Origin of the sequence: Frigoribacterium sp. VKM Ac-2859 (assembly GCF_013204925.1) — a bacterium.
Taxonomy (GTDB): domain Bacteria; phylum Actinomycetota; class Actinomycetes; order Actinomycetales; family Microbacteriaceae; genus Frigoribacterium.
In genome coordinates this window covers 501,069-527,067 of record NZ_JABMLC010000002.1, presented here as the reverse complement: position 1 = coordinate 527,067, position 25,999 = coordinate 501,069, and the positions used below count along the sequence as shown (strand labels likewise).

General features: G+C 71.8%; 24 protein-coding genes and 1 tRNA gene. 14 read left to right on the top strand and 11 right to left on the bottom strand.

Annotation, left to right across the window (positions count from 1 at the left end; all coding sequences use genetic code 11):
- The first annotated feature begins 77 nt into the window (after positions 1-77).
- Positions 78-920: a sulfurtransferase gene (locus HQQ78_RS10315; protein ID WP_173153003.1), complete on the top strand. Its 843-nt coding sequence runs from the start codon at positions 78-80 to the stop codon at positions 918-920.
- Between the two features lie 31 nt (positions 921-951).
- Here the strand turns inward: HQQ78_RS10315 and HQQ78_RS10310 are convergent, their stop codons facing one another.
- Entirely contained in the window at positions 952-1,158 is a 207-nt protein-coding gene (locus HQQ78_RS10310) for a DUF1508 domain-containing protein (RefSeq protein WP_173153000.1), read from the bottom strand.
- A 332-nt stretch (positions 1,159-1,490) separates the two neighbouring features.
- Complete coding sequence (locus tag HQQ78_RS10305; protein ID WP_056049005.1) at positions 1,491-1,892, bottom strand: hypothetical protein; 402 nt, start codon at positions 1,890-1,892, stop codon at positions 1,491-1,493.
- 274 nt (positions 1,893-2,166) lie between these two features.
- Here HQQ78_RS10305 and HQQ78_RS10300 point away from each other — a divergent pair, with 274 nt between their 5' ends.
- Positions 2,167-5,934 carry an ATP-binding protein gene (locus tag HQQ78_RS10300; RefSeq protein ID WP_173152997.1) on the top strand — a complete coding sequence of 1,256 codons (3,768 nt, stop codon included), beginning with the start codon at positions 2,167-2,169 and terminating at the stop codon, positions 5,932-5,934.
- On the top strand, positions 5,931-6,146 hold the full coding sequence (locus HQQ78_RS10295) for a hypothetical protein (RefSeq protein ID WP_173152994.1): 216 nt from the start codon (positions 5,931-5,933) through the stop codon (positions 6,144-6,146). The genes HQQ78_RS10300 and HQQ78_RS10295 overlap by 4 nt, the downstream gene beginning before the upstream one ends.
- Before the next feature lie 133 nt (positions 6,147-6,279).
- On the opposite strand, the gene mscL is transcribed toward HQQ78_RS10295, so the two are convergent.
- The 3 genes from mscL to HQQ78_RS10280 form a co-directional block, all read right to left on the bottom strand.
- Complete coding sequence (gene mscL / locus HQQ78_RS10290; protein WP_056049319.1) at positions 6,280-6,774, bottom strand: large conductance mechanosensitive channel protein MscL; 495 nt, start codon at positions 6,772-6,774, stop codon at positions 6,280-6,282.
- 93 nt (positions 6,775-6,867) lie between these two features.
- Positions 6,868-7,284: an FmdB family zinc ribbon protein gene (locus HQQ78_RS10285; protein ID WP_082460604.1), complete on the bottom strand. Its 417-nt coding sequence runs from the start codon at positions 7,282-7,284 to the stop codon at positions 6,868-6,870.
- Between the two features lie 26 nt (positions 7,285-7,310).
- Positions 7,311-7,889, bottom strand: coding sequence for a 5-formyltetrahydrofolate cyclo-ligase (locus tag HQQ78_RS10280; RefSeq protein ID WP_056048994.1), 579 nt, complete (start codon positions 7,887-7,889; stop codon positions 7,311-7,313).
- 48 nt (positions 7,890-7,937) lie between these two features.
- On the opposite strand from HQQ78_RS10280, the gene galU reads away from it, so the two are divergent.
- The 7 genes from galU (at position 7,938) to HQQ78_RS10245 (ending at position 13,983) form a co-directional block, all read left to right on the top strand.
- Positions 7,938-8,852, top strand: coding sequence for a UTP--glucose-1-phosphate uridylyltransferase GalU (gene galU / locus HQQ78_RS10275; RefSeq protein ID WP_371740471.1), 915 nt, complete (start codon positions 7,938-7,940; stop codon positions 8,850-8,852).
- Positions 8,853-8,868: 16 nt separating this feature from the next.
- Positions 8,869-9,516, top strand: a complete 648-nt coding sequence (locus HQQ78_RS10270) for a GNAT family N-acetyltransferase (RefSeq protein ID WP_056048986.1) — start codon at positions 8,869-8,871, stop codon at positions 9,514-9,516.
- Positions 9,517-9,630: 114 nt separating this feature from the next.
- Positions 9,631-10,683, top strand: a complete 1,053-nt coding sequence (locus tag HQQ78_RS10265) for a hypothetical protein (RefSeq protein ID WP_173152991.1) — start codon at positions 9,631-9,633, stop codon at positions 10,681-10,683.
- Between the two features lie 67 nt (positions 10,684-10,750).
- Positions 10,751-10,826, top strand: a tRNA-Ala gene (locus HQQ78_RS10260).
- 123 nt (positions 10,827-10,949) lie between these two features.
- On the top strand, positions 10,950-11,153 hold the full coding sequence (locus HQQ78_RS10255; RefSeq protein ID WP_056048981.1) for a hypothetical protein: 204 nt from the start codon (positions 10,950-10,952) through the stop codon (positions 11,151-11,153).
- A 130-nt stretch (positions 11,154-11,283) separates the two neighbouring features.
- The gene (locus HQQ78_RS10250; protein WP_173152988.1) at positions 11,284-12,273 is read left to right on the top strand and encodes a DUF4190 domain-containing protein; all 990 of its coding nucleotides are present in this window, start codon (positions 11,284-11,286) and stop codon (positions 12,271-12,273) included.
- Between the two features lie 111 nt (positions 12,274-12,384).
- Positions 12,385-13,983: a methyltransferase gene (locus tag HQQ78_RS10245; protein WP_173152985.1), complete on the top strand. Its 1,599-nt coding sequence runs from the start codon at positions 12,385-12,387 to the stop codon at positions 13,981-13,983.
- Positions 13,984-14,043: 60 nt separating this feature from the next.
- Here HQQ78_RS10245 and HQQ78_RS10240 read toward each other — a convergent pair whose 3' ends face one another.
- Positions 14,044-14,634, bottom strand: a complete 591-nt coding sequence (locus tag HQQ78_RS10240) for a TetR/AcrR family transcriptional regulator (RefSeq protein ID WP_173152982.1) — start codon at positions 14,632-14,634, stop codon at positions 14,044-14,046.
- A gap of 77 nt (positions 14,635-14,711) precedes the next feature.
- On the opposite strand from HQQ78_RS10240, the gene HQQ78_RS10235 reads away from it, so the two are divergent.
- Entirely contained in the window at positions 14,712-17,195 is a 2,484-nt protein-coding gene (locus HQQ78_RS10235) for a beta-glucosidase (RefSeq protein ID WP_173152979.1), read from the top strand.
- A 78-nt stretch (positions 17,196-17,273) separates the two neighbouring features.
- On the opposite strand, the gene HQQ78_RS10230 is transcribed toward HQQ78_RS10235, so the two are convergent.
- Positions 17,274-18,176: an NAD(P)-dependent oxidoreductase gene (locus HQQ78_RS10230; protein ID WP_173152976.1), complete on the bottom strand. Its 903-nt coding sequence runs from the start codon at positions 18,174-18,176 to the stop codon at positions 17,274-17,276.
- Between the two features lie 236 nt (positions 18,177-18,412).
- Between HQQ78_RS10230 and HQQ78_RS10225 the strand changes: the two genes are divergently transcribed.
- On the top strand, positions 18,413-18,595 hold the full coding sequence (locus HQQ78_RS10225) for a hypothetical protein (RefSeq protein ID WP_056048970.1): 183 nt from the start codon (positions 18,413-18,415) through the stop codon (positions 18,593-18,595).
- A gap of 21 nt (positions 18,596-18,616) precedes the next feature.
- On the opposite strand, the gene HQQ78_RS10220 is transcribed toward HQQ78_RS10225, so the two are convergent.
- Positions 18,617-19,114 (bottom strand): flavin reductase family protein, encoded by a 498-nt coding sequence (locus tag HQQ78_RS10220; protein ID WP_159827263.1) that lies wholly within the window; start codon positions 19,112-19,114, stop codon positions 18,617-18,619.
- 497 nt (positions 19,115-19,611) lie between these two features.
- Between HQQ78_RS10220 and HQQ78_RS10215 the strand changes: the two genes are divergently transcribed.
- On the top strand, positions 19,612-22,182 hold the full coding sequence (locus HQQ78_RS10215; RefSeq protein ID WP_082460602.1) for an RNA helicase: 2,571 nt from the start codon (positions 19,612-19,614) through the stop codon (positions 22,180-22,182).
- Positions 22,183-22,251: 69 nt separating this feature from the next.
- A complete protein-coding gene (locus HQQ78_RS10210) occupies positions 22,252-23,013 on the top strand; it encodes an SDR family NAD(P)-dependent oxidoreductase (protein ID WP_173152973.1) in 762 nt (253 codons plus the stop codon).
- Positions 23,014-23,136: 123 nt separating this feature from the next.
- Here HQQ78_RS10210 and HQQ78_RS10205 read toward each other — a convergent pair whose 3' ends face one another.
- From HQQ78_RS10205 to HQQ78_RS10195, 3 genes are all read right to left on the bottom strand, one after another.
- Positions 23,137-23,670, bottom strand: a complete 534-nt coding sequence (locus HQQ78_RS10205; protein WP_056048966.1) for a ribonuclease H — start codon at positions 23,668-23,670, stop codon at positions 23,137-23,139.
- Positions 23,671-23,791: 121 nt separating this feature from the next.
- A complete protein-coding gene (locus HQQ78_RS10200; RefSeq protein WP_056048963.1) occupies positions 23,792-24,622 on the bottom strand; it encodes an aldo/keto reductase in 831 nt (276 codons plus the stop codon).
- Positions 24,623-24,728: 106 nt separating this feature from the next.
- Positions 24,729-25,937: an MFS transporter gene (locus tag HQQ78_RS10195; RefSeq protein WP_056048960.1), complete on the bottom strand. Its 1,209-nt coding sequence runs from the start codon at positions 25,935-25,937 to the stop codon at positions 24,729-24,731.
- Positions 25,938-25,999: the final 62 nt, after the last annotated feature.

Here is a 25,999-nt window from a genome sequence, read left to right as displayed (position 1 = left end):
ACCGGACGGTCACCGTCCGTGCGGTCCCTCGACGTCGAGAAGTCCTCACCTGTGGGACGCCGGTTAGCCTCGTCGGCATGAGCCATCCCCTCGTGACCGCCGCCGAGCTCGACGCCACCCTGACGGGCGGGGGAGTCGTGCGCCTGCTCGACGTCCGGTGGCGGCTCGACCGGCCGGACGGCCGTCCCGCCTTCCGCGAGGGGCACCTGCCCGGCGCCGTCTACGTCGACCTCGACTCCGAGCTCGCCCGGCACGGTGAACCCGTCGAGGGGCGTCATCCGCTGCCCGACCGGGCCGACCTGCAGGCCGCCGCCCGGCGCTGGGGACTCCGCGACGGGGACGCCGTCGTCGTGTACGACGACCTCGGCGGGCAGTCCGCGGCCCGCGCGTGGTGGCTGTTGCGGGCCTCGGGCGTCGCCGACGTGCGTCTGCTCGACGGCGGGCTCGCGGCCTGGACCGACGCGGGCCTGCCCGTCGAACAGGGCGATGCCGACGTGGTGCCCGGCGACGTCACCCTCGGCGACGATCCGTGGCCCGTGATCGACGCCGACGCGGCGGCCTCGTGGCCCACCACGGGCGTGCTGGTCGACAGCCGGGCCGCCGAGCGCTACCGCGGCGACGTCGAACCGGTCGACCCGCGGGCCGGTCACGTCCCGGGTGCCGTCAACCTGCCCACGGCGGGCAACCTCGACCCGTCGGGCCGCTTCGTCGACGCCGCCGGGCTGCGGACCCGGTTCGAGGAGGCGGGGGTCACTCCGGCGACGCCGGTGGCCGTCTACTGCGGGTCGGGCATCACGGCGGCCCACAACGCCCTGGCCGCGACGATCGCCGGGTTCGACCCCGTGCTCTTCGCCGGGTCGTGGAGCGCCTGGTCGAACGACCCGTCGCGACCCGTCGCCACCGGCGACCGCCCCGACTGAGTCGCGCCCGGGGTCGCCGGGGTGCGGTCCGTCAGTCGGCGTGACCCGGTTCGGGCACGGTCGTCCGGTCGTCGACCACCGCGTCGACGGCGGTTCGACGCAGGTCGTCGATCGCGTTCATCGCCGCGCCCTTCTGGCGATGGCCCTCGGAGGAGGCGATGACCACGCCGCTGCCGGTGGTGAGGGCGAAGCGGTACTCGCCCGAGGCGTCCTGGGTGACGACGAAGGTGCCTGCCATGGGGGTCCCCTTGCACGAAGTGGTGCACGCGCTCTGCGTGGCGACAGCATAGGGCCGCACCCCGGGCGGGAGGCCACGCGCGTCGCGGAATCGGGTGGCGCCTCCCGCGGGTCGGCCATCCGGCGACCACTTGACATGTGACATTCCAACTGTCACACTGTGTGAGTCGGTGCGGCCGCCCGCGAGTCTCGTCCCCCCTCCGAGACCGGGCGGCCGCACCGGTCCGTCTCGGTCGCGCGCCGAGCACACGAGAGCGCCCGACCCCGGATGGCAGTCGCGGGGTCGGGCGCTCTCGTCGTCCCGGGCGGTGGCCTCGGGTCTCGGGTGCTAGGTCAGTCGGCCAGCAGGACCGCCATGGCGCCCTTCAGGGCCTCGCGGTCGCGGCGCAGCTTGGCGACCTCCGCCTCGAGCTCGGCGACGCGTTCGGCCGTGGCGGCCGATCCCGAGCCCGGGGGGCGACCTCGGCGCGGGGCCGCGGTGGTCGACGGGGCGGGCTCGTCGTCGTCCGAGGTGACGTCGAGTTCCCTCTCGACCGCGTCGTCGGGTGCCGGCGTGGGGGCGGTCGCCCGCTCGTGGGCTCGGATCCAACCGCGCAGGGACTGCTCGCCGACCTCGAACTCGGATGCCGTCTCGCGGATGATCGACCGGTTGCCCGGCTCGGCCTCGCGACGCTCGAGCACCCGGGCGAGCGACTTCTCTCGCGTCTCGTCGCTGTACTTCTGTTCGAAAGGCATGTGCGCTCCTGGTGTCGAGACACGGTGTCGTGTCGGCTCATTGAATAGCCCCCGTGATGACCGTACTGTACGGTGACGTACGAGCGCACGGTTATGACGACAACTCACGTAACCGATCATGTCGCGCATGTTGACGGATGGTGTAACACGACCGTCGGTGGGCATCAGGTGTCGCCGATGCGTCCGCCGGCGCCGGGGTGGTGCCCCTCGGCGACTCGCGGCGGAACCGCCCGTCCTCCGGGAGTTGTCGGGGCGGACCGCTTAAGGTGTCAGGGTGTGGCGAGCCGACAGACAGCATGACAACGACGACGACGAGAACGACTCCGTCGCCGTCCCGACCGGCGCGCCCACGGGCGTGATCACACCCCACGCCGTCAGCCTCGGGCACCCGGGGCAGTCCCTGGGCAACGTGGCCGAGCCCGTCTGGAACACCTGGCGCGAGTCCCTCCGCCGGGTGGGCGGCCCCTCCACGCTGCTGCACTTCGGCGACTCGCAGCGGTCCCGCATCGAGCTGAGCACGACCCACCCCGGTGGCCTCGCGCAGTTCATCACGGGCAAGACGACCCTGCTCTCCAGCCTGATCCGCGACGACCTCGCCCTGCGCACGGCCCGTGCCGCGGCCGGTGAGATCGCCGCCAAGGGGCTCGAGCTGAGCACGGTCCGCGGCATCGACGCCGTCCACCTGGCCATCGGCGTCGCCGCCTGGTCCTTCGCCGGAGAAGACTTCCGGGCGCCCGTGTTGCTGCGGCCGTTGGCGATCCGTCGCCACGGGCGTGACTTCGAGGTCAAGCTGCTCGGCGAGCCCTTCCTCAATCCGGCGTTGGTCGACGCGCTGCACGACCAGTTCGGCATCACGCTCGACGCCGAGTCCTTCGTCTCCCTCGCCAGCCGAGAGGGGTCGTTCACGCCCAACCCGGTCATCGACCGGCTCCGTGGGCTGACCGCCCACCTCGAGTGGTTCACGGTGCAGCCCCGCCTGGTCGTCTCGACCTTCACCGAGGTCTCGACCGAGATGGCCCTCGACGCCCGCGAGCTGGGGCACCCGGTGCTCGACGCGCTCGCCGGCAACCCGATGGCCATCCGTCAGGTCGAAGAGGCCTACCGCCCGACCACCGCCACGCCCCAGGACGAGCGCAGCCCCGAGACCGACACCCTGCTGCTCGACGCCGATCCCGAGCAAGAGAACGTCGTGGCCCAGATCGCCGCCGGCAACTCGGTCGTCGTCAAGACCCTGCCGGGCACCGGTGGCACGCAGACCATCGTCAACGCCGTGGGTCGTCTGGTGTCGCAGAACAAGCGCGTCCTCGTGGTCAGCGCCCGCCGGGCGACCCTGCGCGGCATCACCAGCCGTCTCGCCGAGGTCGGCCTGCCGGGCGTCGCCGTCAGCCCGACCACGCTGCGTCGTGACGTGATCCGGTCGATCTCCCGCAACGAGAAGGCAACCCACCCGCAGATGGGTGAGGTCGACGACGCCCTCGTGCGCCTCCGCAAGGTGCTCGTCGACTACCGCGGCGCCCTCAGCCGCCGGGACCCCGAGCTCGGCGTCTCGGTGCTCGACTGCCTCACCGAGCTCTCGCGGCTGGCCCTGCTGCCCGCGGCCCCGGCGACCACCGCCCGCCTCAGCCGACGCAGCATCGCCGCCATGGTCGACGGTCGTGGCCGCGTCGCCGAGACGATGGTCGGTGCTGCCAACCTGGGCGAGTTCAAGTACGGCCCGGGCGACTCGCCCTGGTACGGCGCGCGCTTCACCGAGAGCGTCGGGGCCGGTGACGCCCACCAGCTCGCCAAGAACCTCCACCACCGTGACCTGCCGCGTCTGCTCGAGCGCGCCGAAGAGGTGATCGGCAGCACGCGCATGCGCCCGTTCGAGAGCGTCGCCGAGCTCGGCGTCTACCTGCGCCTGCTCACCGAGATCCGCGACACCCTCGACAAGTTCATGCCCGTCGTGTTCGACCGCTCGGTCGCCGAGCTCGTCGCCGCGACGGCGCCGAAGCGCGAGGCACCCGACATGTCGAGCGCCAACCGCCGTCGGCTCAAGAAGCTCGCCCGCGAGTACGTGCGACCCGGCGTCCACATCGCCGACCTGCACGGTGCGCTGCAGCGCATCCAGCAGCAACGCGTCGTCTGGCAGCGCTACGTGTCGGCGGGCACCCCGCCCGAGGTGCCGACGGGCATCGCCGACGCGCACGTGCTGCACCAGCAGGTGTCGCAAGACCTCGAGCGGCTCGACGGCCCCCTCGGCCTGACGGGTGACGACGGGCTCACCGAGATCGGCATCGTCGAGTTGCAGCAACGACTCGAGGCCCTCGCCGCCGAGAGCGACGTCCTGCAGAACCTCCAAGAGCGCACCGAGCTCATGACGACCCTGCGCGACCTCGAACTGACCCCGCTGATCACCGACCTGGCCAACCGCCACGTGCCTGAGCACCAGGTCGCGGCCGAACTCGAGCTCGCCTGGTGGCGCTCGGCGCTGGAGTCGCTGCTCGAGGCCGACCGGGCCCTGCTCGGCGCCAACACCGCGATGCTCGACCGACTCGAGGCCGACTTCCGCCTCGTCGACGAGGCCCACGCCGCGGGCAGCGCCCAGTTGCTCGCGTGGCTCCTGGCCGAGAACTGGAAGATCGGGTTGGTGGACTGGCCCGACGAGGCGTCGGCGCTCAAGGGTCTGCTGCGTCAGGGCCACCTGACCGCTCGCCTGCTGCACGACGCGGCCCCGCACCTGTCGCGCGCCATCGCTCCCGTCTGGGTCGCGTCGCCGTACGAGGTCCACACCATCGCCGACACCGTGCCGTTCGACACGGTCGTGCTCGTCGACGCCGGGGCCACGACCCTGGCCGAGAACGTCGGGGCTATCCGTCGGGGCAAGCAGACGGTCGCGTTCGGCGACCCCGTGACCCAGACCCCCTCCGAGTTCGACATCGGCGTCGTGCCGGGCAAGCCGCCCGTCGACGCGGACGAAGAGGCCCTGGCCGCGTCGCACTCCGAGAGCGCCCTGGCGCGCCTCGCGACCCTGCTGCCCACGCTCTCCCTCACGCGCAGCTACCGTGCCGGCGGAGAAGACCTCGCCGAACTCGTCAACCGTCGTTTCTACGGCGGTCGCATCGAGTCCCTCCCCTGGGCGGGCAGCTTCCTCGGCCACGGCAGCATCGCGCTCGACTACGTCTCGGGCGGCACCGCCGTCCCCGATCCCGAGTCCGGCGCCGTCGAGAGCGTCGACGCCGAGGTCGACCGCGTCGTGTCCCTCGTCCTCGAACACGCCCGCACGCGCCCGAGCGAGTCGCTCATGGTGTTGACGGCGTCGGCCAAGCACGCCATCCGCGTCCAGCAGGCCGTGCTGACCGCCGTCTCGGGGCACAAGGACCTGACCGAGTTCGTCGTGGGCGACCGCAGCGAGCCGTTCATGATCGCCACCCTCGAGCAGAGCGTCGCGCAGAGCCGCGACCACGTCGTGTTCTCGATCGGCTACGGCCGCACCCCGCACGGCCGCGTGCTCAGCGACTTCGGGCCGCTCGGCCAGCCGGGTGGCGAGCGCCTGCTGGCCGTGGCCATGACGCGTGCGCGTCGTTCGATGGTCATCGTCACCTGCTTCCAGCCGGGTGACATCGACTCGAGTCGCATGGGCCACGGAACGGTCGCGCTCAGCGAGATCCTCACCGAGGTGCAGGCCAGGACGTCGGCCGAGCACGTGCCCGACGACAGCGAGCCCATGCTCGTCGACCTGGCTCGCCGGCTCGAGGTCAAGGGCATCCCCGTCGCGCTCGGGCACCGGGGCAAGCTCGGTCTCGTCGCCGCCCACGACGGCGTCTGCGTCACGATCGAGACCGACACGACGCTCTCGCGCACCAGCCTGCGCGAGTCGCTGCGCTCGCGTCCCGAGGTGCTGCGGCGGCTCGGCTGGCACTACATCCGCGTGCACGCGTTCCAGCTCTTCACCGATCCCGACGCCGTCGCCGAGCGCGTCGCCGAGGTGCTCGGCATCGGTGACTCGCACACGCACGAGGTGCCGGCCCTGTCGGCCAGCCAGCACGTCAACCGTCGATGACCGCAGGAGGCGCGGCGTCCGAGGGCGACGCCCCTCACGCCCTCGAGGCGGCCGAGCCGAGCCCCCTGGTGGTGCGTCGGCGGTCCGGGCGTCGCGTCAGCACCGACCCGGTGCCGGGCAGCGACCCCACGCCCGCGCCCGAACTCGCTCGGCAGGGGTCGAGCGAGAACGACCAGCGACTGCGTGCCGACGTCCCGCCGCACTGGGGCTGAGTCGGCCTCGGGCGGCGACGCACGCCCGACGTCAGCATGAACCACGAATGCGACGATGAACCCCGATTCCGGGGGGTTCATCGTCGCATTCGTGGTTCACGGGCGGTCGTTGCCCGGGGGAGCCGCCGGAGCGTCAGCGGCTGCCGAGCGGACCGTTCTCGCTGTGGGGGTCGCGCGACTCGAGCACGGGCGCGGCGTGGGAACCGCCGCCAACGGCGGGTGCGGCCTGCGCACGCAGCAGGTCGCGGATCTCGCTGAGCAGTTCGACGTCGGTCGGCGGGACGTCGGCGGGGGTCTCCTCCGCCTTCTGCTTGGCGAAGGTGCGCTTGAGCAGGTTGTTGACCGGCAGCACGAGCACGAAGTAGACGACGGCCGCGATGATCAAGAACTGGATCGCGGACCCGATGACGGCGCCGAACTTCAGCTGGGCCTCGCCGCCGGCGAGCGTCGGGATCGTGACGATGAGCGCCTCGTCGAGCATGGTCGCGTTGAACGCGGCCCCGATCAGCGGGTTGAACACGTTGGTCACGAGCGACGTCACGATGGCGGTGAAGGCCGCACCGATGACGACCGCGACGGCGAGGTCGATGACGTTGCCGCGCAGGATGAACTCTTTGAAACCCTTCACGGGCGACTCCTTCTGATCGGACGAGATGAGATTCTCGACGTCAAGCAAACCACGGAGGCGCGCTCGGGTGGCCCCGTCGGTCGCCGCGGCCGGTCAGGACGAGCTGGACGAACCGCCCGACGAGCTCGAACCGGACGAGCTCGAGCCCGACGAGCCGGAGCCGGACGAGCCGGAGCCCGACGAGCCGCTGCCGGACGAGGACGAACCCGACCCGCTGCCCGAGGCGCCCGACGAGGACGAGCCGCTCGCGCCTCCTGAGCTCTTGTCGGACGAGCCGGACGACGATCCCTTCTCGCCGGAGCCGCCCGACGAGCCCGAGCCCGACGTGCCCTTCGAACGCGAGTCGGTGCGGTAGAAGCCCGATCCGTTGAAGGTCACGCCGACGGGGCTGAACACCTTGCGGAGCTTGCCCTGGCAGACCGGGCAGACCGTCAGCGTGTCGTCGGTGAACGACTGGACGATGTCGAAGGCGTTGTCGCACTCGGTGCAGCGGTAGGAGTAGGTGGGCACGGAGGCGCTCCTGAAGGAAGGCGAGTCTAGAACTCGTGGATGCCGGAGGGGGTGACGACGCCGTCGACGGGTTGGTCGTGCCGCTCTCGGGGCACCGACTCGACGTACTCGGGGTCGAACACCACAGCATAGACGGGCGGGCGACGCTCCATGGAGCCGAGGGTCTTGTCGAAGTAGCCCCGGCCCCAGCCCATGCGCATGCCGCCGTGGTCGATGGACGCCGCGGGCACGACGATCAGGTCGACGTCGTTGACCGCCATCGGGCTGAGCACCTCGCCGACGGGCTCGGGCAGGTCGAAGAGGCCCCGGGTCTCGCTCTCGCCGTCGCCCACCGCCCAGTCGAGCAGGCCGTCGGCCCGCGTGATCGGGAACAGCACGCGGACGTCGTTCGCGAAGGCCCAGTTCAGGAACGGACGCGTGTTCGGCTCGACGTCGGTCGACAGGTAGGCCGCGATCGAGCGCACCGACAGGCCCGTCGCGAGGTCGGTGAGGTGCCGCGTGATGCCCTCGGTGGCCTGGTCCCTCTCGTGCGCACCCAGGGTGCGACGCTTCTGGCGGATCTCGGCTCGCAGGGCGCGTTTGGCGTTGCCGACGTCGTCAGTCATGACGACGAGCTTAACCGTCCGACTATTAACCTCCGCGAAACGTCGGGGATGGATACGCTGACCCGCATGGGCTTCACGATTTCTAAAGCAGTCATTCCCGCCGCGGGCCTGGGGACACGATTCCTGCCCGCCACGAAAGCAATGCCGAAGGAGATGCTGCCGGTCGTCGACAAGCCGGCGATCCAGTACGTCGTCGAGGAGGCCGTCAACGCCGGCCTCACCGACGTGCTGATGATCACGGGACGCAACAAGAACGCGCTCGAGAACCACTTCGACCACGTCAGCGAGCTCGAGGAGACGCTGAAGAAGAAGGGCGACCACGACAAGCTCGCCAAGGTCAACCAGTCGACCGACCTCGCCGACATGCACTACGTGCGCCAGGGCGACCCGCTCGGCCTCGGCCACGCGGTGCTCCGCGCCAAGATGCACGTCGGTCGCGAGCCGTTCGCCGTGCTGCTCGGTGACGACATCATCGACGCACGCGACCCGCTGCTGACGCGCATGGTCGAGGTGCAGGGGCAGAAGAACGCCACCGTCATCGCCCTCCTCGAGGTCGACCCCTCGCAGACCCACCTCTACGGCATCGCCACGGTCGAGAAGACCGACGAGGAGGACGTCGTCAAGGTCACCGGCCTCGTCGAGAAGCCGGCCCAGGGCGAGTCGCCCTCGAACCTGGCCATCATCGGCCGCTACGTCATCCGCCCCGAGGTCTTCGACGTCCTCGAGAAGCAGGAGCCGGGCAAGGGTGGCGAGATCCAGCTGACCGACGCCCTCATGAAGATGGCCGGTGCCGAAGAGTGGACCGGCGGCGTGTACGGCGTCGTCTTCCGTGGCCGTCGGTACGACACCGGCGACAAGCTCGACTACATCAAGGCCATCGTCCAGCTCGCGTCCGACCGCGAGGACATCGGTGGCGAGCTGCGCCCGTGGCTGCAAGAGTTCACCGCCGGGCTCGAGAAGTAAGCAGGCGACTCGTTCCGTGACGAACATCCCCACGCTGACGGAGGGGGCGGTGACCATCCGCCCCCTCCGTCTCCGTGACACCCGCGACCTCGACCAGGCCCTGATGGAGAACCGGTCGTGGCTGCGGCAGTGGGAGGCCACCAACCCGAACGGCTTCACCAGCCACGACGTGCGCGGCAGCATCCGCTCGTTGCAGACGAACGCCCGGGCCGGGCTCGGTCTGCCGTTCGCGATCGAGCTCGACGGCCGGTTCGTCGGCCAGCTGAACGTCTCGGGCATCGCCTACGGCTCGCTCGGTTCGGCCACCATCGGCTACTGGGTGACCCAGGCCGCGGCGGGCCACAACGCGACGCCGATCGCGGTGGCACTCGCGACCGACCACTGCTTCCGGGCACTGGGGCTCCACCGCATGGAGATCTGCATCCGGCCCGAGAACGCCCCCAGCCTGCGCGTCGTCGAGAAGCTGGGCTTCCGCTACGAGGGTCTGCGGCGGCGGTACATCCACATCAACGGTTCGTGGCGCGACCACTTCTGCTTCGCGCTGGTCGCCGAAGAGGTCCCCGAAGGCGTCCTGCGTCGCTGGACCACGGGCACCGTGCCGGTCGGGCAGGGCAGCGTGCCCGCCGACGCCCTCGCCGAGGCGGGGCGCGCGCTGCCGCTCTAGCGACTCCGCCCCCGGGGGCGCTCGTCGGGTCGCGAGGCACATCCGTGCCGCGACACGCGGACACACCTGTCGATCAGCGGCCTCCGGGGCCCGCCCGCTCATACCTTGGTCACCATGAACATCGAGTCGTGGGGTGGAGGCGTCGTCCTCGCTCTCGTCGCCGCGCTCTGGCTCGTCTACCTCGTGCCCACCTGGCAGCGCCGACGGGAGTACCTCGCGACCGAACGCAACGCCGTGCGGCTGCAGCAGACCCTGCGCATCCTCGCCCAGACGGCCGAGGTCCCCGACGAGGTGCGCATCGAGGCGAACGCCCGCTCGGTCGCCGACGCGCAGAAGATCCTGCGACACGAGGAGGCGCGGCGCGAGGCCCTGAGGCGTGCGCACGAGGCGGCGCGGCAGCGTGCCGTCACCCGTGAGCTCGCCGCGGCCGCCCCCGTGTTGCGTGCCGCCGACCGCGACCCGGCCCTCGCCGCCCGTCGGCTCCGGCGCTCACGCCTGGTCTCGACCGTGGTGCTCGCCGTCAGCGTCGTCGCCGTCGTCGGCGGCGTCGCCGCGGGCCTGACGTCGTCGTGGGTGCTCGTCGTCGCCGGCCTCCTCTTCGGTGCCGGCGCGGTCGCGATGCTGACCCAGCTCGCCGCCGTGTCGCGGGCGCGCGCCCGCCGGGCGGTCGTCGCCCCCGTCGCGCAGCCGCTCAAGGACTTCTCCGGCGTCATGGGGGACGGCGTCGTCATCCGCGACGAGCAGGCCTCGGCCGAGTCGCGCCTGTGGACCCCCGTGCCCGTCCCGAAGCCCCTCTACCTGCGGCGCGGCCGCCAGCGCCCCGTCCCCGACGCGTCGGTGGACGCCGCAGCGGCCGACGCCGCGGCGGCCGAGCTGCAGCGGGACTCCCGTCGCTCGGTCGAGTCCCTCCGGTCGGCCCAGCACGACGCCCTGCGCGAGGCCGCGCGGGCCGAGGCCGCGCTGCAGTCGACGCGACGGGCGTCGGTGGCCCGCACCGCGCCTCCTGCACCCGTCGCGGCTCCCGCCGTCCCCGCCGAGGAGGCGCGGGTCGAGCCGGTCGCGCCCCCTCGCCCCCCGAGTCGCTTCGCCCGCATGGGCATCATCGACGACCTGCCGCAGTCGGACTTCTCGCTCGACGAGGCCCTGCAGCGTCGCCGCGCCGTCTGACCCGCGGAGCATCCGGCCCGGGTTCATCCGGGTGTCGACGAGGTGCTATCGTGGCAGAGCAGTTTCTGGGGCTATGGCGCAGTTGGTAGCGCGTCTCGTTCGCAATGAGAAGGTCAGGGGTTCGAATCCCCTTAGCTCCACCACATCAGGCCCGGGTCGATCACGACCCGGGCCTTCCTCATGCCGCCGCCGTCGTCGGCCCGAGCGACCTGATGGATCTGCTGTGAGCGGGTGCGGCGGGCCGAGGGCGGTCGTAGCATCCGGGCATGTCACTCGCAGTCAGCATCGTGCAGCACGACGAACACGACCACCCGGTCTGGTACCTGCAGTACTCGTACGCCCGCGCCCTGCCCGGCGCGCCGGCCCGGGGGCCGTACCACTCCCGATCCGAGGCCGAGGAGGCGCTGCGCCACCTACGCGACGCCGCCCACATGTACGGCGAGTTCGAGATCTCGGTGCTGCCGGCCTGACCACCCCGATTCGGCGCATGACCGCCGAGAGGTTGCGGAGGGTGAATCAATTACGACAGATCGGTAACGAAAACCGGTCGCGCAGCCTGTTCGACCCTCGGGGACGTCGAGATCACGACATGCTTGCCTGATGAGCACTCCGCAGCCGCCCTACGGCTCGTCCGACGAGCCCCGTGACCCTCGCGACGAGAACGGACGCGGCGACCAGACGCCTCCGCCGTCGGCACCCCAGCCCCCGCAGCCGGCCTACGGCACGACGCCCCCGCCGAGTGCTCCCCAGCCCGCCTACGGAGCCCCGCAGCAGCCCTACGGCGGACAGCCGCAGCAGCCCTACGGCGGACAGCCGCAGCAGCCCTACGGTGGCCAGCAGCAGCCCTACGGTGGCGCCCCGACCGGCGCTCCCGCCTACGGTCAGGCCCCGCAGTCGCCGCAGGGCGGCAACGGCCTGGGCATCGCCTCGATCGTCGTCGGCGGCGTCGGACTGCTGCTGTCGATCGTCGGGTTCGGCGTGATCCCTGCGATCGTCGGCCTCGTGCTCGGCATCATCGCGCTCGTGAAGAAGAAGGGTGCGCGCATGCTCGCCCTGATCGGCACGATCGTGTCGGGGCTGGGCGTCCTGATCGGCATCGCCGTCGTGATCTTCGGTGTCATCGTCGGGCTCGCCTCGGTCCAGGCCATCAACGAATCCCTGCCCACGAGCGGCTCGATCGACTCGGGTGACACCGGGACGGCCGACGGCGACGCCTCGGCCGAGAACAACGCCTTCGGCGACACCTTCACCTACGACGACGGCATCGCCCTGACCGTCTCGGCCCCCGAGGCGTACACGCCCGGCGAGTACTCGAGCGGCGCCGACCAGGCGGCCTCCGTGGTCTTCACCGTGACGATCGAGAACGGCACCGACGTCAACTTCGACCCGATGCCCTACGAGACGGCCACCTCGGGCGGCGTCGAGGCCAGCAAGGTCTACGACTCCGACATCGAGAGCTCGCCCACGACGGTCGTCCCGGCCGGCCAGTCCATCTCGTACCGCATCGTGTTCTCGGTGGCCGACGCCGACCAGATCGTCTTCCAGATGTCCCCGTCGTTCGACTACGACGACGTGGTGTTCACCAGCTGAGCCGTTCCGCGTCCACCGGCCCCGTGTCGGGCGGAGCCCCCGTCGTCCGCGGCGGGGGCTCCGTGGCGTCCGGGGCGACCGGTGTCGCGCCTCCTGCACCATGATGGTCGGGTGCCTCCGACGACCCCGACCGATGCCCCGACGCCCCACCTCTCGACCGATCCCGAGCTGCTCGCGCGGCTGAGGGCCGACCTGGCGTCGTCCGGGTTCACGGTCGAGCGGCTGCAGGGTGCCGACGCGTGGGGCTCGCACGCCGGGGCCGCACTCTTCCGCGGCGAGCGGGTCGCGGCCCGTCGTGCCCTCGCCCGCAGCGCGGCTCGCGACGAGTCCGTGCGTCCGGCCGCCACCCTCGCGTCGCTCTTCGTGCTCGGCTACCCGCAGGCCGTCGAGGCGGTGGCCGGTGCCCTGCCGACCCTGGGTGCCGAGGGCGCGGTCGCCCTCGGGCTCGTGGCGAGGGAGGGCGACTCGGTCCGTGCGCTCGTCGACCTCCGTCCGTACGCCTTCGTCGACGCCTCGGGCGAGGCGAGCTGGTGGATCGCCTCCGACCTCGGCGAGCTCGTCGTCGAGGGGGCGCTGCGCGAGGACCACGTGCTGGGCGTCGGGGGAGCCTCGGCGACGCTCGCCGGCCTGATGATCTCGCGCCAGGTCGACCGGGCGCTCGACCTCGGCACCGGCTGCGGCATCCAGGCGCTGCACGCGGCCCGGCACGCGCGACACGTCGTGGCCACCGACATCTCGCAGCGCGCCCTCGACTACGCCGCGTTCAACGCCGCGCTCAACCTGGTCGACGGCATCGAGCTGAGGCTGGGCAGCCTGTTCGAGCCCGTCGCCGGCGAGACCTTCGACCACATCGTCTCGAATCCGCCCTTCGTCATCACGCCCCGGGCCGAGGGCGTGCCCGAGTACGAGTACCGCGACGGCGGCATGGTCGGCGACGACCTCGTCGCCTCGGTCGTCGAGGGCCTCGGGCGCCACCTCGCGCCGGGCGGCGTCGCACAGCTGCTGGGCAACTGGGAGTCCGGAGGCGCGGGTGCGGTCGCCGGCAAGAAGGGCGCGTACTCGGTGGCCGACTGGGCGGCCCGGGGTGGCGTGCCCGTCGACGTCTGGGTCGTCGAGCGCGAGGTGCAGGACCCGACCGCGTACTCCGAGACCTGGATCCGCGACGGCGGCACCCGACCCGGTTCCGCCGACTTCGAGCGCCTGTACGAGGCGTGGCTCGGCGACTTCGAGGCCCGGGGGGTCGTCGAGGTCGGGTTCGGCTACCTGACGGTGCGTCGGCCCGCGGGCGACGCGAGCCTGCCCGTGGTGCGCACGGAGCGCCTCCTCGGCGGTCTCGGCCAGAACGACGTGGGACTCGGTGCCCACCTGCTCGGCACGCTCGACGCGATCGACCTGCTGCGCGACCTCGACGACGAGCAGCTGGCCGCGCGTCGGCTGGTCGTCGCGGGCGACGTCACCGAGGAGCGCCACTACTGGCCGGGCAACGACGACCCCACGGTCATCTCGTTGCGGCAGGGCGGCGGCTTCGCCCGCACGGTCGACTCGGGCACGGCCCTGTCGGCCCTGGTCGGTGCCTGCGACGGCGAGCTCAGCGTCGGGGCGATCGTCGGCGCCCTGGCCCAGCTGCTCGGGGCCGACGAAGCCGCTCTGCGGGCGGAAGTGCTGCCGCAGGTCCGCGAACTGGTGACGACGGGCATGCTGAGGGCCTGAGCCGGACGGGCGTGTCCCGTCCCGGGCTCGGAAGACGTGCCGGGCGCCGGCCGGACGGGGTCAGGCGGGCGTCGTGACCGTCGCCAGCGCGAGGCGCCAGACGAGCTCGACGTGCTCGGCCATGTCGGTGGCGGGGTCGAGCATCCACTGGATCTGCATGCCGTCGCTGACCGCGAGCAGGACGGTCGCGAGGCGGGTGGGGTCGACGCCCGCCGGCACCTCGCCCCGTCGCTGTCGGGCGGTGATCGCCTCGGCGACCTGGGCGCGGATCGACGCGTAGCGCTCGACGAAGTACGCGTGGGCGGCATGGCTCGGGTCGCTCGTCGCGGCCGTCGACATGCTGGCGAACAGCTGGACCAGCCCGGGCACGTCGGCGTTGTGCCGGATGACGGTGATCAACTGCTCGACGATGTCCGCCTGCGGGTCGGCGAGGGCGAGGTCGACCTCGTCGCGTCGACGCAGGATGGCCGTGAACAGCTCGTCCTTGCTGTCGAAGTAGTGCAGCAGCCCGGCCTGGCTGAGGCCGACCGAGTCGGCGAGCTCCCGGACCGACGTGCCCCGGAAGCCGTTGCGGGAGACCACCTCGAGCGCCGTGTCGAGGATCTCCGTGCGCTTGGCCACACCCTTCGCGTACGAACCCCGTTGTGCCATGCGGTCAGGCTAGCGCGACCGTCGGCGGTCGGGCCCGAAACCCACCGTCACTCGGTTTTCGCTGGTAGCGTCACGTCATGACCCTCCACCACGACGGCGACGCGGCCGACGACCAGATCCGAGACGACCAGGCCCGACTGAGCGAGTTGCTCGGGCGACTCACGCTCGACGAGAAGGTGCAGCTGCTCACCGGCCGCGACTTCTGGACGACCCACCCGAACGAGAAGATCGGCCTGCGGCGCATCCTGGTCAGCGACGGCCCCAGCGGGGTGCGCGGCGAGGTGTGGGACGAACGCTCGCCGTCCCTGAACCTGCCCAGCGCCTCCTCGTTGTCGTCGTCCTGGGACCCCGACCTGGCCCGTCGTTACGGTGCCGCGGCCGCCGTCGAGGCCCGCCGCAAGGGCGTCGACGTCGTGCTCGGCCCGACCATCAACCTGCACCGGTCGCCCCTCGGCGGTCGGCACTTCGAGGCGTTCAGCGAGGACCCGGTGCTCACCGCCGAGCTCGCCGCCGCGTACGTCCACGGCGTGCAGGACAACGGCGTCGGTGCGACCCCCAAGCACTACGTCGCCAACGACTACGAGACGGACCGCTTCACCGCGAGCACCGTGGTGAGCGACCGGGCCCTGCGCGAGCTCTACCTGCTGGCGTTCGAGAAGGCCGTCACCGAGGCGCACGCCTGGCTGGTCATGTCGTCGTACAACTCGATCAACGGCGTGACCGCGACCGAGAACGAGCTGCTCGAGACGCCGCTGAACAGCGAGTGGGGCTTCGACGGCGTCGTGGTCAGCGACTGGACCGGCGTGCGGAGCGTCGAGAGCGCGAAGCACTCGCAAGACCTCGTGATGCCCGGCCCGGACGGTCCCTGGGGCGACGCCCTCGTCGCCGCCGTGCGGGCGGGAGAGGTGCCGGAGGCCTCGATCGACCGCAAGGTGCTGCGCCTGTTGCAGCTCGCCGCCCGCGTCGGAGCCCTCGAAGGCTTCGAGCCGGTCGCCGCGACGCCGACAACGGTCGAGGACGGCATCGCCTTCGTCCGCGAGGCCGCGGCCGCCGGCACCGTCCTGGCCCACGACCGGGGAGGCGCGGTGCCGGTCGACCCCGCGACCGTCCGGTCCGTCGCCGTCGTCGGCCACAACGCGCGGTTCGCGCGGACCCAGGGCGGTGGCAGCGCCACCGTGCTGCCCGAGAAGGTCGTCACGCCCGTCGAGGGCATCGAGCAGGCCTTCCCCGAGGCCACCGTGAGCTACTCCGTCGGCGCCGTCGTGCAAGAGGGCGTGGCCGAGCTGCCCCTCGACCGCATCATCAATCCCGAGACGGGCGAACCCGGCGTCCGGGTGTCGTTCCGCTCGGGCGACGACGAGCTGTTCTCGGAGGACCGTCGGGCCACCGCGCTCGTCTGGTTCGGTGGCGACGCCCCCATCGAGCGCAGCGACACGGTGCGATTCTCGACCCGCTACACGCCGGAGGTCACGGGTGAGATCCTGCTCGGCGTGGCCTCGGTCGGCCACTCGGTCATCCGCGTCGACGGCGAGGTCGTGCTCGACGGCACGAGCGAGGCCGTCGGCGACGACCTCGGCGCGGCGTTCCTCGCACCGCCGTCGCAGTCGGCGGCCGTGACGGTCGTCGAGGGGCGACCGATCGACGTCGTCATCGACCACACCATCGGGGCGAGCGCACTCGGCGGAGCCCTGAGCTACACCTTCGGCATCGAGCCCGACGACGCCGACCCGTCCGGGCTGATCGACGAGGCCGTCGCGGCCGCGGCGGCCGCCGACCTGACGATCGTCGTGGTGGGCACGAACAGCAAGGTCGAGTCCGAGGGCTTCGACCGCACCTCGCTCGACCTGCCCGGACGCCAGGACGAGCTCGTCTCGCGCGTGGCGGCGGCCGCCGCGACGACCGTCGTGGTCGTCAACGCGGGGTCGCCGGTCACGATGCCGTGGCGTGACGAGGTCGACGCCCTGTTCCTCACCTGGTTCGGTGGTCAGGAGTACGGCCACGCGTTCGGCGACGTCCTCACCGGTGCCGTCGAGCCCGGCGGCCGCCTGCCCACGACGTGGCCCGCCACGCAGGCGGACGTGCCCGTGATCGACGTCACCCCCGTCGACGGCGAGGTCGTCTACGACGAGGGCATCCACGTCGGCTACCGTGCCTGGCTGAAGGCCGGCACGACCCCGGCCTACCCGTTCGGGCACGGCCTCGGCTACACGACCTGGTCGCTCTCGGGCCTCGACGCGACCTCGACGGTGAGCGCAGGAGGCGCGGTGCAGGTGGCCGTCGACGTCACCAACACCGGCGCCCGCGAGGGCAAGCACGTGGTCCAGGTCTACGCCTCGCGCCCCGACTCCGTGGTCGACCGTCCGGTGCGGTGGCTCGTCGGGTTCGCGCCCGTCGTGCTGCCGGCCGGGGGGACGAGCCGTGTCGAGGTCACCGTCCCGGCCCGGGCGTTCGCCGACTGGCGCGACGGGTCCTGGGCCCACGAGCCGGGCGCCTTCACGGTGCACGTCGGGTCGTCCGTCGCCGAGCTGCCGCTCGAGGCGACGGTCGTGCTCGAGGGGTGAGGCGCGCCCCGTGACGCGACCCGCGCCTCCTGGTCCGTCGGATCAGGAGGCGCGGGTCGTCGGTGCGCGGAGGGGGCGTCAGCCGCGGTGGTTGCCCGTGCGCTCGCCCCACTCGCGCCACGAGTACTCGGGCACGAAGCCGAGCAGGTCGCGGGCCTTGTCGCTGCTGAGCAGCGGCTCGACGCCCTCGATCGCCCGACGCTTCTCGACCTGCGGCCAGTACTGCTCGGCGAGCACGGCCGTCGGCGTGTTCATCACGGTGTCGGACGCGGCGATGATGAACGCCTCGAAGCCGACGAGGTCGCTCTCGAGCGCCTTGCGCACGGCCTGGGCGCCGTCGCGGGCGTCGATGTACGAGAACAGGTTGAAGGTGCGCTTCTCGGGGGTCTCGTCGAAGGGGTACTCCGAGTAGTCGCCGTCGTCCATCACGTTCGAGAAGCGCAGGCCGATCAGCTTGAGCTGACGGTCCCAGCGCGTGAAGTGCCGCGCCATCTCCTCCTCGACGGCCTTGCCCAGCGAGTACGAGGACTCGGGGCGCACGGCGTACTCCTCGTCGAGCGGCAGGTACGGCGGATCGATGTCGAACGGGATGCCGAGCAGGGTCTCGCTCGAGGCCCAGACGACGTTGCGGATCTTCGCGGCACGGGCGGCCGCGAACACGTTGTAGCTCGACGTCACGTTGTTCGTGAAGAGGGCGGCGTTCGGCACCAGGCCGGGGGCCGGGATGGCGCCGAGGTGCACGACGGCGTCGATGTGGTCGTACCGGTCGTCCACGCTCGTGAGCGCCTGGGCGACCTGGCCGTAGTCGGTCAGGTCGACCTTGACGAAGACGACGCCCGCGACGGGGTCGGGGCTGGGGACGCGGTCGAGCAGGACGACCTCGTAGCCGTGTTCGGCGAGGTCGCGGACGACGGCGCGGCCGAGCTTGCCGCTGCCGCCGGTGACGGCGACTCGGGTGGTGGGGGTGCGGGGAGACGACATCGTCGGCCCTTTCTGCCGGACGCCCGGCGGGTCTGGGGGTGCGCGGATCGGGCTCCGCGCCTCCGTCGTTTCTACTAGCCGGCGGGCCTCCGTGGTCGGACCCGGGTGGTCGGGCCGACTCCTTCCCGACGCCCGGGAGGCGCGGCGGGGGTCCGCATCCGCTGGGAGCCGTGTCGGACGTGCCGGGTAGCTTCGGCGTGACCGGGGTCGACCGTCGGCCCCCGAGAGAGGCCCCCATGAGCACGCCCACGAACCCCGCGAACCACGACGCCGACGAGCGCACCGACCCGGCGGCCGTGCACGGCGACAGCCCCGAGGAGGTCGAGCTGAACGGCGAGTCCCCGGCCGACGAGGCCGCCGTCGAAGGCGCCGTCGACCAGGTCGACGGGCTCCTCGGCGGCCCGGGACGCGTCGCCTGAGCCGTCGGGCCGGTCGACGCGTCAGCCGATCGGCTGCAGCGAGTGGAAGGCGGTGCCGTGGTAGACGAGCGGCGCCGCCGTGTCGTCGACCCGGGCGCCGAGCACCTGCAGGATGACCACGACGTGGTCGCCGGCGGGCACCTCGCGGTGCACCACGCACTCGAGCCGCAGCGGGGTGCCCGACACCAGGACGGCCCCGTCGTCGGTGACGACGTGGTCGACGTCGGCGAACCGGGCGGCGCGCGTGCGCGACGAGAGCTGACGACAGAGCAGGCCCTGGTCGGCGGCGAGCACCGAGACGCCGAGGCGCGGCGCCGTGCGCAGGCGGGCCCAGGTCGCCGAGTCCTGACGCGCGGAGAACGTCACCATCGGCGGGTCGAACGAGGCCCCGACCGTGAAGCTCGAGACGACCATGCCGTCCGGGCCGTCGACCCCGGTGGCGGCGAGCGCGGCGACCCCGCTGGGGAAGGCGGCGAACGCCGAGCGTTCGACCGGGTCGAGCGACGTGGTGCGGGTCATCGGGGCTCCCGTCGAGAGATGTGAACCAGTTGGTTCATCGCGACGTTAGCCGTCCGGTGTTTCATCCGGATTACGAGGTGTTCCAATCACCTGGAAGTCACCCACCACCTCGGGCATCGTCCGAGGTACGGTGTAGTGCGCTCACCGGCTGGTTACCGGGGCGCCCGTTCCCGTCAAGCGGCCGACGAACGCAGCGTGGTCTCCTGATCCGACTTCGTGAGGTCCTCGGCCGTGGGTCCGGTGGGCACGCCCTGGTCCGAGCTCCGCTCGTCGACCGGGGCGTGCCCTCTTCTCGTCCCGGCGGTCGTCGCGGACCGCGCGTCCTCGGGGTCGCGAGTCGCGCCTCCTCGTGATTTACTTGAGTCCCCCTCACCTCGTGGAGGTTCAGGGCACGAGGCGGGGGACCGGCCGCGGGGGCGTCGTCGCGCTCCCGCGGCCGGACGACCCGTCCGTGGTCGTCGCCCTCGGACCGGTGGATGGTGCAGGGTTGACTCATCATGTCGCCCGCTCCCGTCGCCCCCCTCGCCGCCCTGCTCCCCTCGACGCCGGGCGCCGACTCGTACGACGCCGACGCGGCGTACACGGCCTTCGCCGAGTGGGCCGAGTCGCGGGGGCTGCCCCTCTACCCGGCCCAGGACGAAGCGATGATGGAGCTCGTCGGAGGCGCGTCGGTGATCCTCAGCACGCCGACCGGCACGGGCAAGTCGCTCGTCGCGGCCGGCGCCCACTTCGTCGCCCTGAGCCAGGGCGGGCGGTCGTACTACACGGCCCCGATCAAGGCCCTGGTCAGCGAGAAGTTCTTCGCGTTGGTCGAGCTCTTCGGGCCCGAGAACGTCGGCATGGTGACCGGTGACTCGTCGGTGAACTCCGACGCGCCGATCATCTGCTGCACGGCCGAGATCCTCGCGAACCTGGCCCTGCGGCACGGGGCCGACGCCGCCGTCGACCAGGTCGTGATGGACGAGTTCCACTTCTACGGCGACCAGTCGCGCGGCTGGGCCTGGCAGGTGCCGCTGTTGCTGCTGCCGCGTGCGCAGTTCCTGCTGATGTCGGCGACGCTGGGTGACGTCACCCGCATCACCGACGACCTCGCGCGGCGCACCGGTCGGCCCGTGGCGCGGGTCACGGGTGTCGAGCGTCCCGTGCCGCTGCACTACTTCTACGCGCAGACGCCCGTGCAGGAGACGGTCGAAGAACTGCTCTCGACCGGCGAGGCGCCCGTCTACGTCGTGCACTTCTCCCAGGCCGCGGCGCTCGAGCGGGCGCAGGCGCTGTCGAGCATCAAGGTCGCCAGCCGCGAGCAGCGCGACGAGATCGCCGAACTGATCGGCGGTTTCCGGTTCAGCACCGGGTTCGGCAAGACCCTCAACCGCCTGGTGCGCTCGGGCATCGGGGTGCACCACGCGGGCATGCTGCCCAAGTACCGTCGCCTCGTCGAGCAACTGGCGCAACGCGGTCTGCTGCGGGTCATCTGCGGCACGGACACGCTCGGCGTCGGCATCAACGTGCCGATCCGCACGGTGTTGCTGACGGCGCTGACCAAGTTCGACGGCACCCGCATGCGCCAGGTCAGCGCGCGAGAGTTCCACCAGATCGCCGGGCGGGCCGGTCGCGCGGGCTACGACACCTCGGGCACGGTCACGCTCCAGGCGCCCGAGCACGAGATCGACAACCTCAAGCAGATCGAGCGGGCGGGCGACGACCCCAAGAAGAAGCGCAAGATCGTCCGCAAGAAGGCGCCCGACGGCTTCGTGTCCTGGGGCGAACCCAGCTTCACCAAGCTCATCGCCGCCGAGCCGGAGGCCCTGACCTCGCACATGCAGGTCACCCACGCCATGCTGCTCAACGTCATCGGGCGCGGCGGCGACGTCTTCGCCAACGTGCGCTCGCTGGTCTTCGACAACCACGAGCCCCTCGCCAAGCAGTACGCCATGGCCCGGCAGGCCATCTCGATCTACCGCACGCTGCGCACCGCCGAGGTCGTCGTACAAGAGGCCTCGCCCGACGGAGGCGCTCCGACCATCCGCCTGACCGTCGACCTGCAGGCCAACTTCGCCCTCAACCAGCCGTTGTCGCCCTTCGCCCTGGCGACCTTCGAGGTGCTCGACGTCGAGTCGCCCACCTACGCCCTCGACATGGTGTCCGTGGTCGAGGCCACCCTCGACGACCCCCGGCCGATCCTGTCGCAGCAGCAGTTCAAGGCCCGCGGCGAGGCCGTGGCCGCGATGAAGTCCGAGGGCATCGAGTACGACCAGCGCATGGAACTCCTCGAGGAGGTCACCTGGCCCAAGCCGCTCGACGAGCTGCTGACCGCCCTGTTCGAGACGTACGCGGCCTCGCAGCCCTGGATCGGCGACTTCGCGCTCAGCCCCAAGTCGGTCGTGCGCGACCTGTACGAGCGCGCCATGACGTTCGGCGACTTCGTGGCCTTCTACGGGTTGGCCCGCTCCGAGGGGCTCGTGCTGCGCTACCTGTCCGACGCCTTCCGCGCGTTGCGGCAGACGGTGCCGGACGAGGCGAAGACCGACGAGCTGGTCGACGTCATCGAGTGGCTCGGCGAACTCGTCCGGCAGGTCGACTCCAGCCTGCTCGACGAGTGGGAAGAGATGGTGAACCCGAGCGAGCTCGAGGCCCACGACGAGATCGTGCCCCCGACGCTGCGCAACCTCACCGCCAACGCGCGGGCCTTCCGCATCATGGTGCGCAACGAGCTGTTCCGTCGCGTCGAACTCGCCGCCCGCGACGACGCGGACGCCCTCGGGGCCCTCGACGCGGGTTCGGGCTGGGACGCCGACCGCTGGGGCGAGGCCCTCGACCGGTACTACGACGAGTACGACTCCATCGGCACGGACGCCGCGGCCCGGGGGCCGCAGATGCTCCAGGTCGAGCAACTGCCCACGGTGTGGCGGGTGCGGCAGATCCTCGCCGACCCCGAGGGCGACCACGACTTCGGCATCTCGGCCGTGGTCGACCTCGCCTCGAGCGACGAGCGAGGCGAGGCCGTCGTGACCGTCACGGCCGTCGGGCCGGCCTCCGAGCGGAGCCGACCGTCACCCGTCGAGGGGTAATCTCGTAGGGTCGCGCCCCACCCCGGCAGCCGACCAGCTCCACCCGCGTTCCACCACGAAGAGGTCGCCATGTCTCGTCTGTCCGGCAAAGTCGCCATCGTCACCGGGGCAGCCTCGGGCATCGGCGAGGCGATCGTCCGCCGGTTCGCCGAAGAGGGGGCCCGGGTCGTCGCGACCGACATCGTCGACGGGGCGGCCGTGGCCGCCGAGACGGGGGCCGAGTTCGTGCAGCACGACGTCGCCAACGGCGGCGACTGGAAGCGCGTCATGGACCGCATCGCCGAGCACTACGGCCGACTCGACGTGCTGGTCAACAACGCCGGCATCGTCTCGGGTCAGTCGATCGACGTCACCCAGCTCGAGAGCTGGAACCGCGTCTTCGCGGTCAACGTCACCGGCGTCATGCTCGGCACGCGCTTCGCCATCGAACAGATGCGCGCGAACCCCGACGGCGAGGGCGGGTCGATCATCAACCTGGCTCCGGCGACGTCCTTCCTCGGCTTCGGTGACGACGCGGCCTACACGGCGAGCAAGCACGCGCTGGTCGGGCTCACCCGGTCGAGTGCCGCACACGCCGCCCAGGAGGGCTGGAACATCCGCATCAACTCGCTCCACCCCGGCCCGACCGACACCGCCCTGTTCCGCCGTCAGGTCGAGGCCCAGCCGCAGGTGCTCGACGCGTTCCGCGCGATGAGCCCGCGGGGTCGACTCGCCAAGCCCGACGAGGTCGCCGGGCTCGCCCTGCACCTCGCGAGCGACGACTCGGCCTTCTCGACGGGCGCCCAGTTCGTCGTCGACGGCGGGCTGTCGAGCACGCACCCCTCGATGTAGCCGCGCGGCGCTGCGCTGCTTGCCTTGCGCGGTGCGGCACCGCGATTCGTGCACGGCACCGCGTCTAGATCAGGTGCGGTGCACGATTCGCGGTGCGGTGCGGTGCGGTGCGGGCGGGGCGCGTCAGAAGAGCGTCGCCGGAGGCGCGGGCGGGGTCGCCGGCGCCGCGATCGGGTCGGTCGTGGCGACCGGTGCCCCCGGCCAGCCGGGCCCGGACGGCACGTCGGTGCGGTTCTGGAACGCCGTGGCCGCGCCCCGGGCCCGCACGTCGGCCGCCTCGTTCATCTCGTGGCCGACGTGGCCGCGGACCCACTCGAAGCGCACCTTCCGCCCGGCCAGGGCGGCGTCGAGCTCCTTGAGGATCTCGACGTTGAGCACGGGCTTGCCGTCGGCCTTCCGCCATCCCTTGCGCTTCCAGCCGGGCATCCACTCGGTGCAGGCCTTGATCGTGTACTGGCTGTCGCACAGGATGTGCAGGTCGTCGTCGGTTCCGGCCGTGGCGCGCAGCAGCTCGAGCACGGCGGTGAGCTCGCCCTGGTTGTTGGTGGCACGCGGCCAGCCGCCGGCCGCCCACCGCTCGTCGTCGACGTACCAGGCCCATCCGGCGGGGCCGGGGTTGCCGAGGGCCGATCCGTCTGCTGCGGCGGTGATGGTCATGCGGGGTGCTCCTTGCGTCGACGGGTTGCCGGTCCACGGTAACGTGCCGGGCGCGACCGACCGGACCCGCGCCTCCTGCGGGGGTGTCGGCGATCGCCCGGTGGGGTGGCGCCCGCCCGTGTCAGCCGTTGTGGTCGGGGTGCGACCCGGTGCGCTCGCCCGTCTCGATGCCCGCGACGGCGGCGAGGTCGCCGGCGTCGAGCTCGAAGCCGAAGACGTCGAGGTTGGCGCGGATGCGCGACGGAGTGACCGACTTCGGGATCACGACGAGGCCCTGCTGCAGGTGCCAGCGGATCGTCACCTGGGCCGGGGTGACCCCGTGCTTCGCACCGATGCGCACCAGGGCGGCGTTGTCCAGGATGCGCCCTCGCGCCAGCGGCGACCACGCCTCGGTGACGATGCCGTGGGTGGCGTCGAAGTCGCGCAGCTCGCGTTGCTGCAACCACGGGTGCGCCTCGACCTGGTTGATGGCCGGCACGACGTCGGTCTCGGCCATCAGGCGCTCGAGGTGCGCGATCTGGAAGTTGCTCACGCCGATCGAGAGCGCGCGGCCCTCGGCCCGGATCGTCTCGAGCGCGCGGTAGGTCTCGACGTACTTGTCCTGCCGCGGAGCCGGCCAGTGGATGAGGTAGAGGTCGACGTGGTCGGTGCCGAGCTTCGTCAGGCTCTCGTCGAACGAGCGGAGCGTCTCGTCGTAGCCGTGCGCGGTGTTCCAGACCTTGGTCGTGAGGAACACCTCGTCGCGCGGCACGCCCGAGGCCCGCAGGGCCCGGCCCACGCCCCGCTCGTTGGCGTAGAACTCGGCCGTGTCGAGGTGGCGGTACCCCTCGGCGAGGGCGGTCTCGACGACCCGCTCGGCCTCGTCGTCGGCGACCTTGTAGACGCCGAGGCCGAGCTGGGGGATCGTGCGGCCGTCGTTGAGGGTGATCTGGGGCACGTCGATGGAGGGCATGCCCCAACTCTGCCAGCGACCGCCCGACGCGTGTCGCACGCGGCGGGCGACCGTCCGGTGAACGGTGCGTGCCGGGCCCGTCGACCGATGGACGAGGAGGCGCGGGTCAGCTCGTCTGGACCGGCACCGGTTCGGTGTCGGGCAGGGGGCTGGCGTCACGGCCGCGGAGGTCGGGCAGCGCCTTGTGGAACGCGGCCCCGACGATCATGCCGACGAAGGCGAAGCAGGCGGCGACGATGAGCCCGCCCTGGCCGCCGACGTGGTCGATCGCGAAGCCGGCGATGGCCGAACCCAGGGCCGAGCCGATCAGCTGGCCGGTGCCGGCCCAGCCGTAGGCCTCGGCCGTGTCGCTGAACTTCACGCTCGACGAGACGATCGCGAACATCACGGCCAGGGCGGGTGCGATGCCGACGCCCGCGATCAGCAGCGTGATGCTGATCGGCCAGAGGCCCGTCGCGAAGATCGCGAGGGTCATGCCCACGAACACGATGGCGATGCGGCGGGCGAGCGCCCACGGGCCGACCGGGACGTGCCCGAGGGCGAGACCGCCGACCAGCGACCCCGCGGCGAAGATCGCCAGGGCGATGCCCGAGTCGGCGCTCCCCTCGCCGAAGAGCGCGACGACGCCGGCCTCGACCGCGGCGCAGGCGCCGATGAGCAGGAACCCGGCGACGGTCGCGAGCAGCACGGTCGGCCGGGCCAGCACCTTGCCGAAGGCCCGCTTGCTGCGGGGGATGCGGACGCGTCCGACCTCGGGCGAGGCGATGAACCAGATGCCGCCGCCGACCAGGAACGCGGCCGCGAGCCAGATCGCCTCTCGCGTGCCGACCTGCGTGCCGACGAAGGTCGTGATGACCGGACCGGCGACCCAGATGATCTCTTGCGCGGACGCGTCGAGGGAGAAGAGGGGGGTGAGCTGGTTCGAGGTGACCATCTTCGGGTAGATGGTGCGGACGGCCGGCTGGACGGGAGGCACGCTGAGGCCCGTCACGAAGCCGAGCGCCATGAACACCGGCACCGAGAAGTCGTACAGGGTGAAGGTGACCATCGTGATGAGGCAGACCACCAGGGTCAGGGTGAGCACGGGGCGCATCGCCCAGCGGCCCATCCACCGGCTGGTGAGCGGCCCCGAGATCGCCTGACCGATGCTCGTCGCCGCGAGGACGAGACCGGCCGCGGCGTACGAGTGGTGGACGTGCTCGACGTGCAGCAGGAACGCGAGCGACAGCATGCCGAACGGGAAGCGCGCGGTCAGCTGGGCCGCGATGATGCGCGAGACGCCGGGCGTCTTCAGCAGGGTCGAATAGGTGCTCACGAGGGGACAAGTCTACGAGTGGGTCCGCGGTCCGCGACACGCCGTGGTCCCGAACTGGGGAC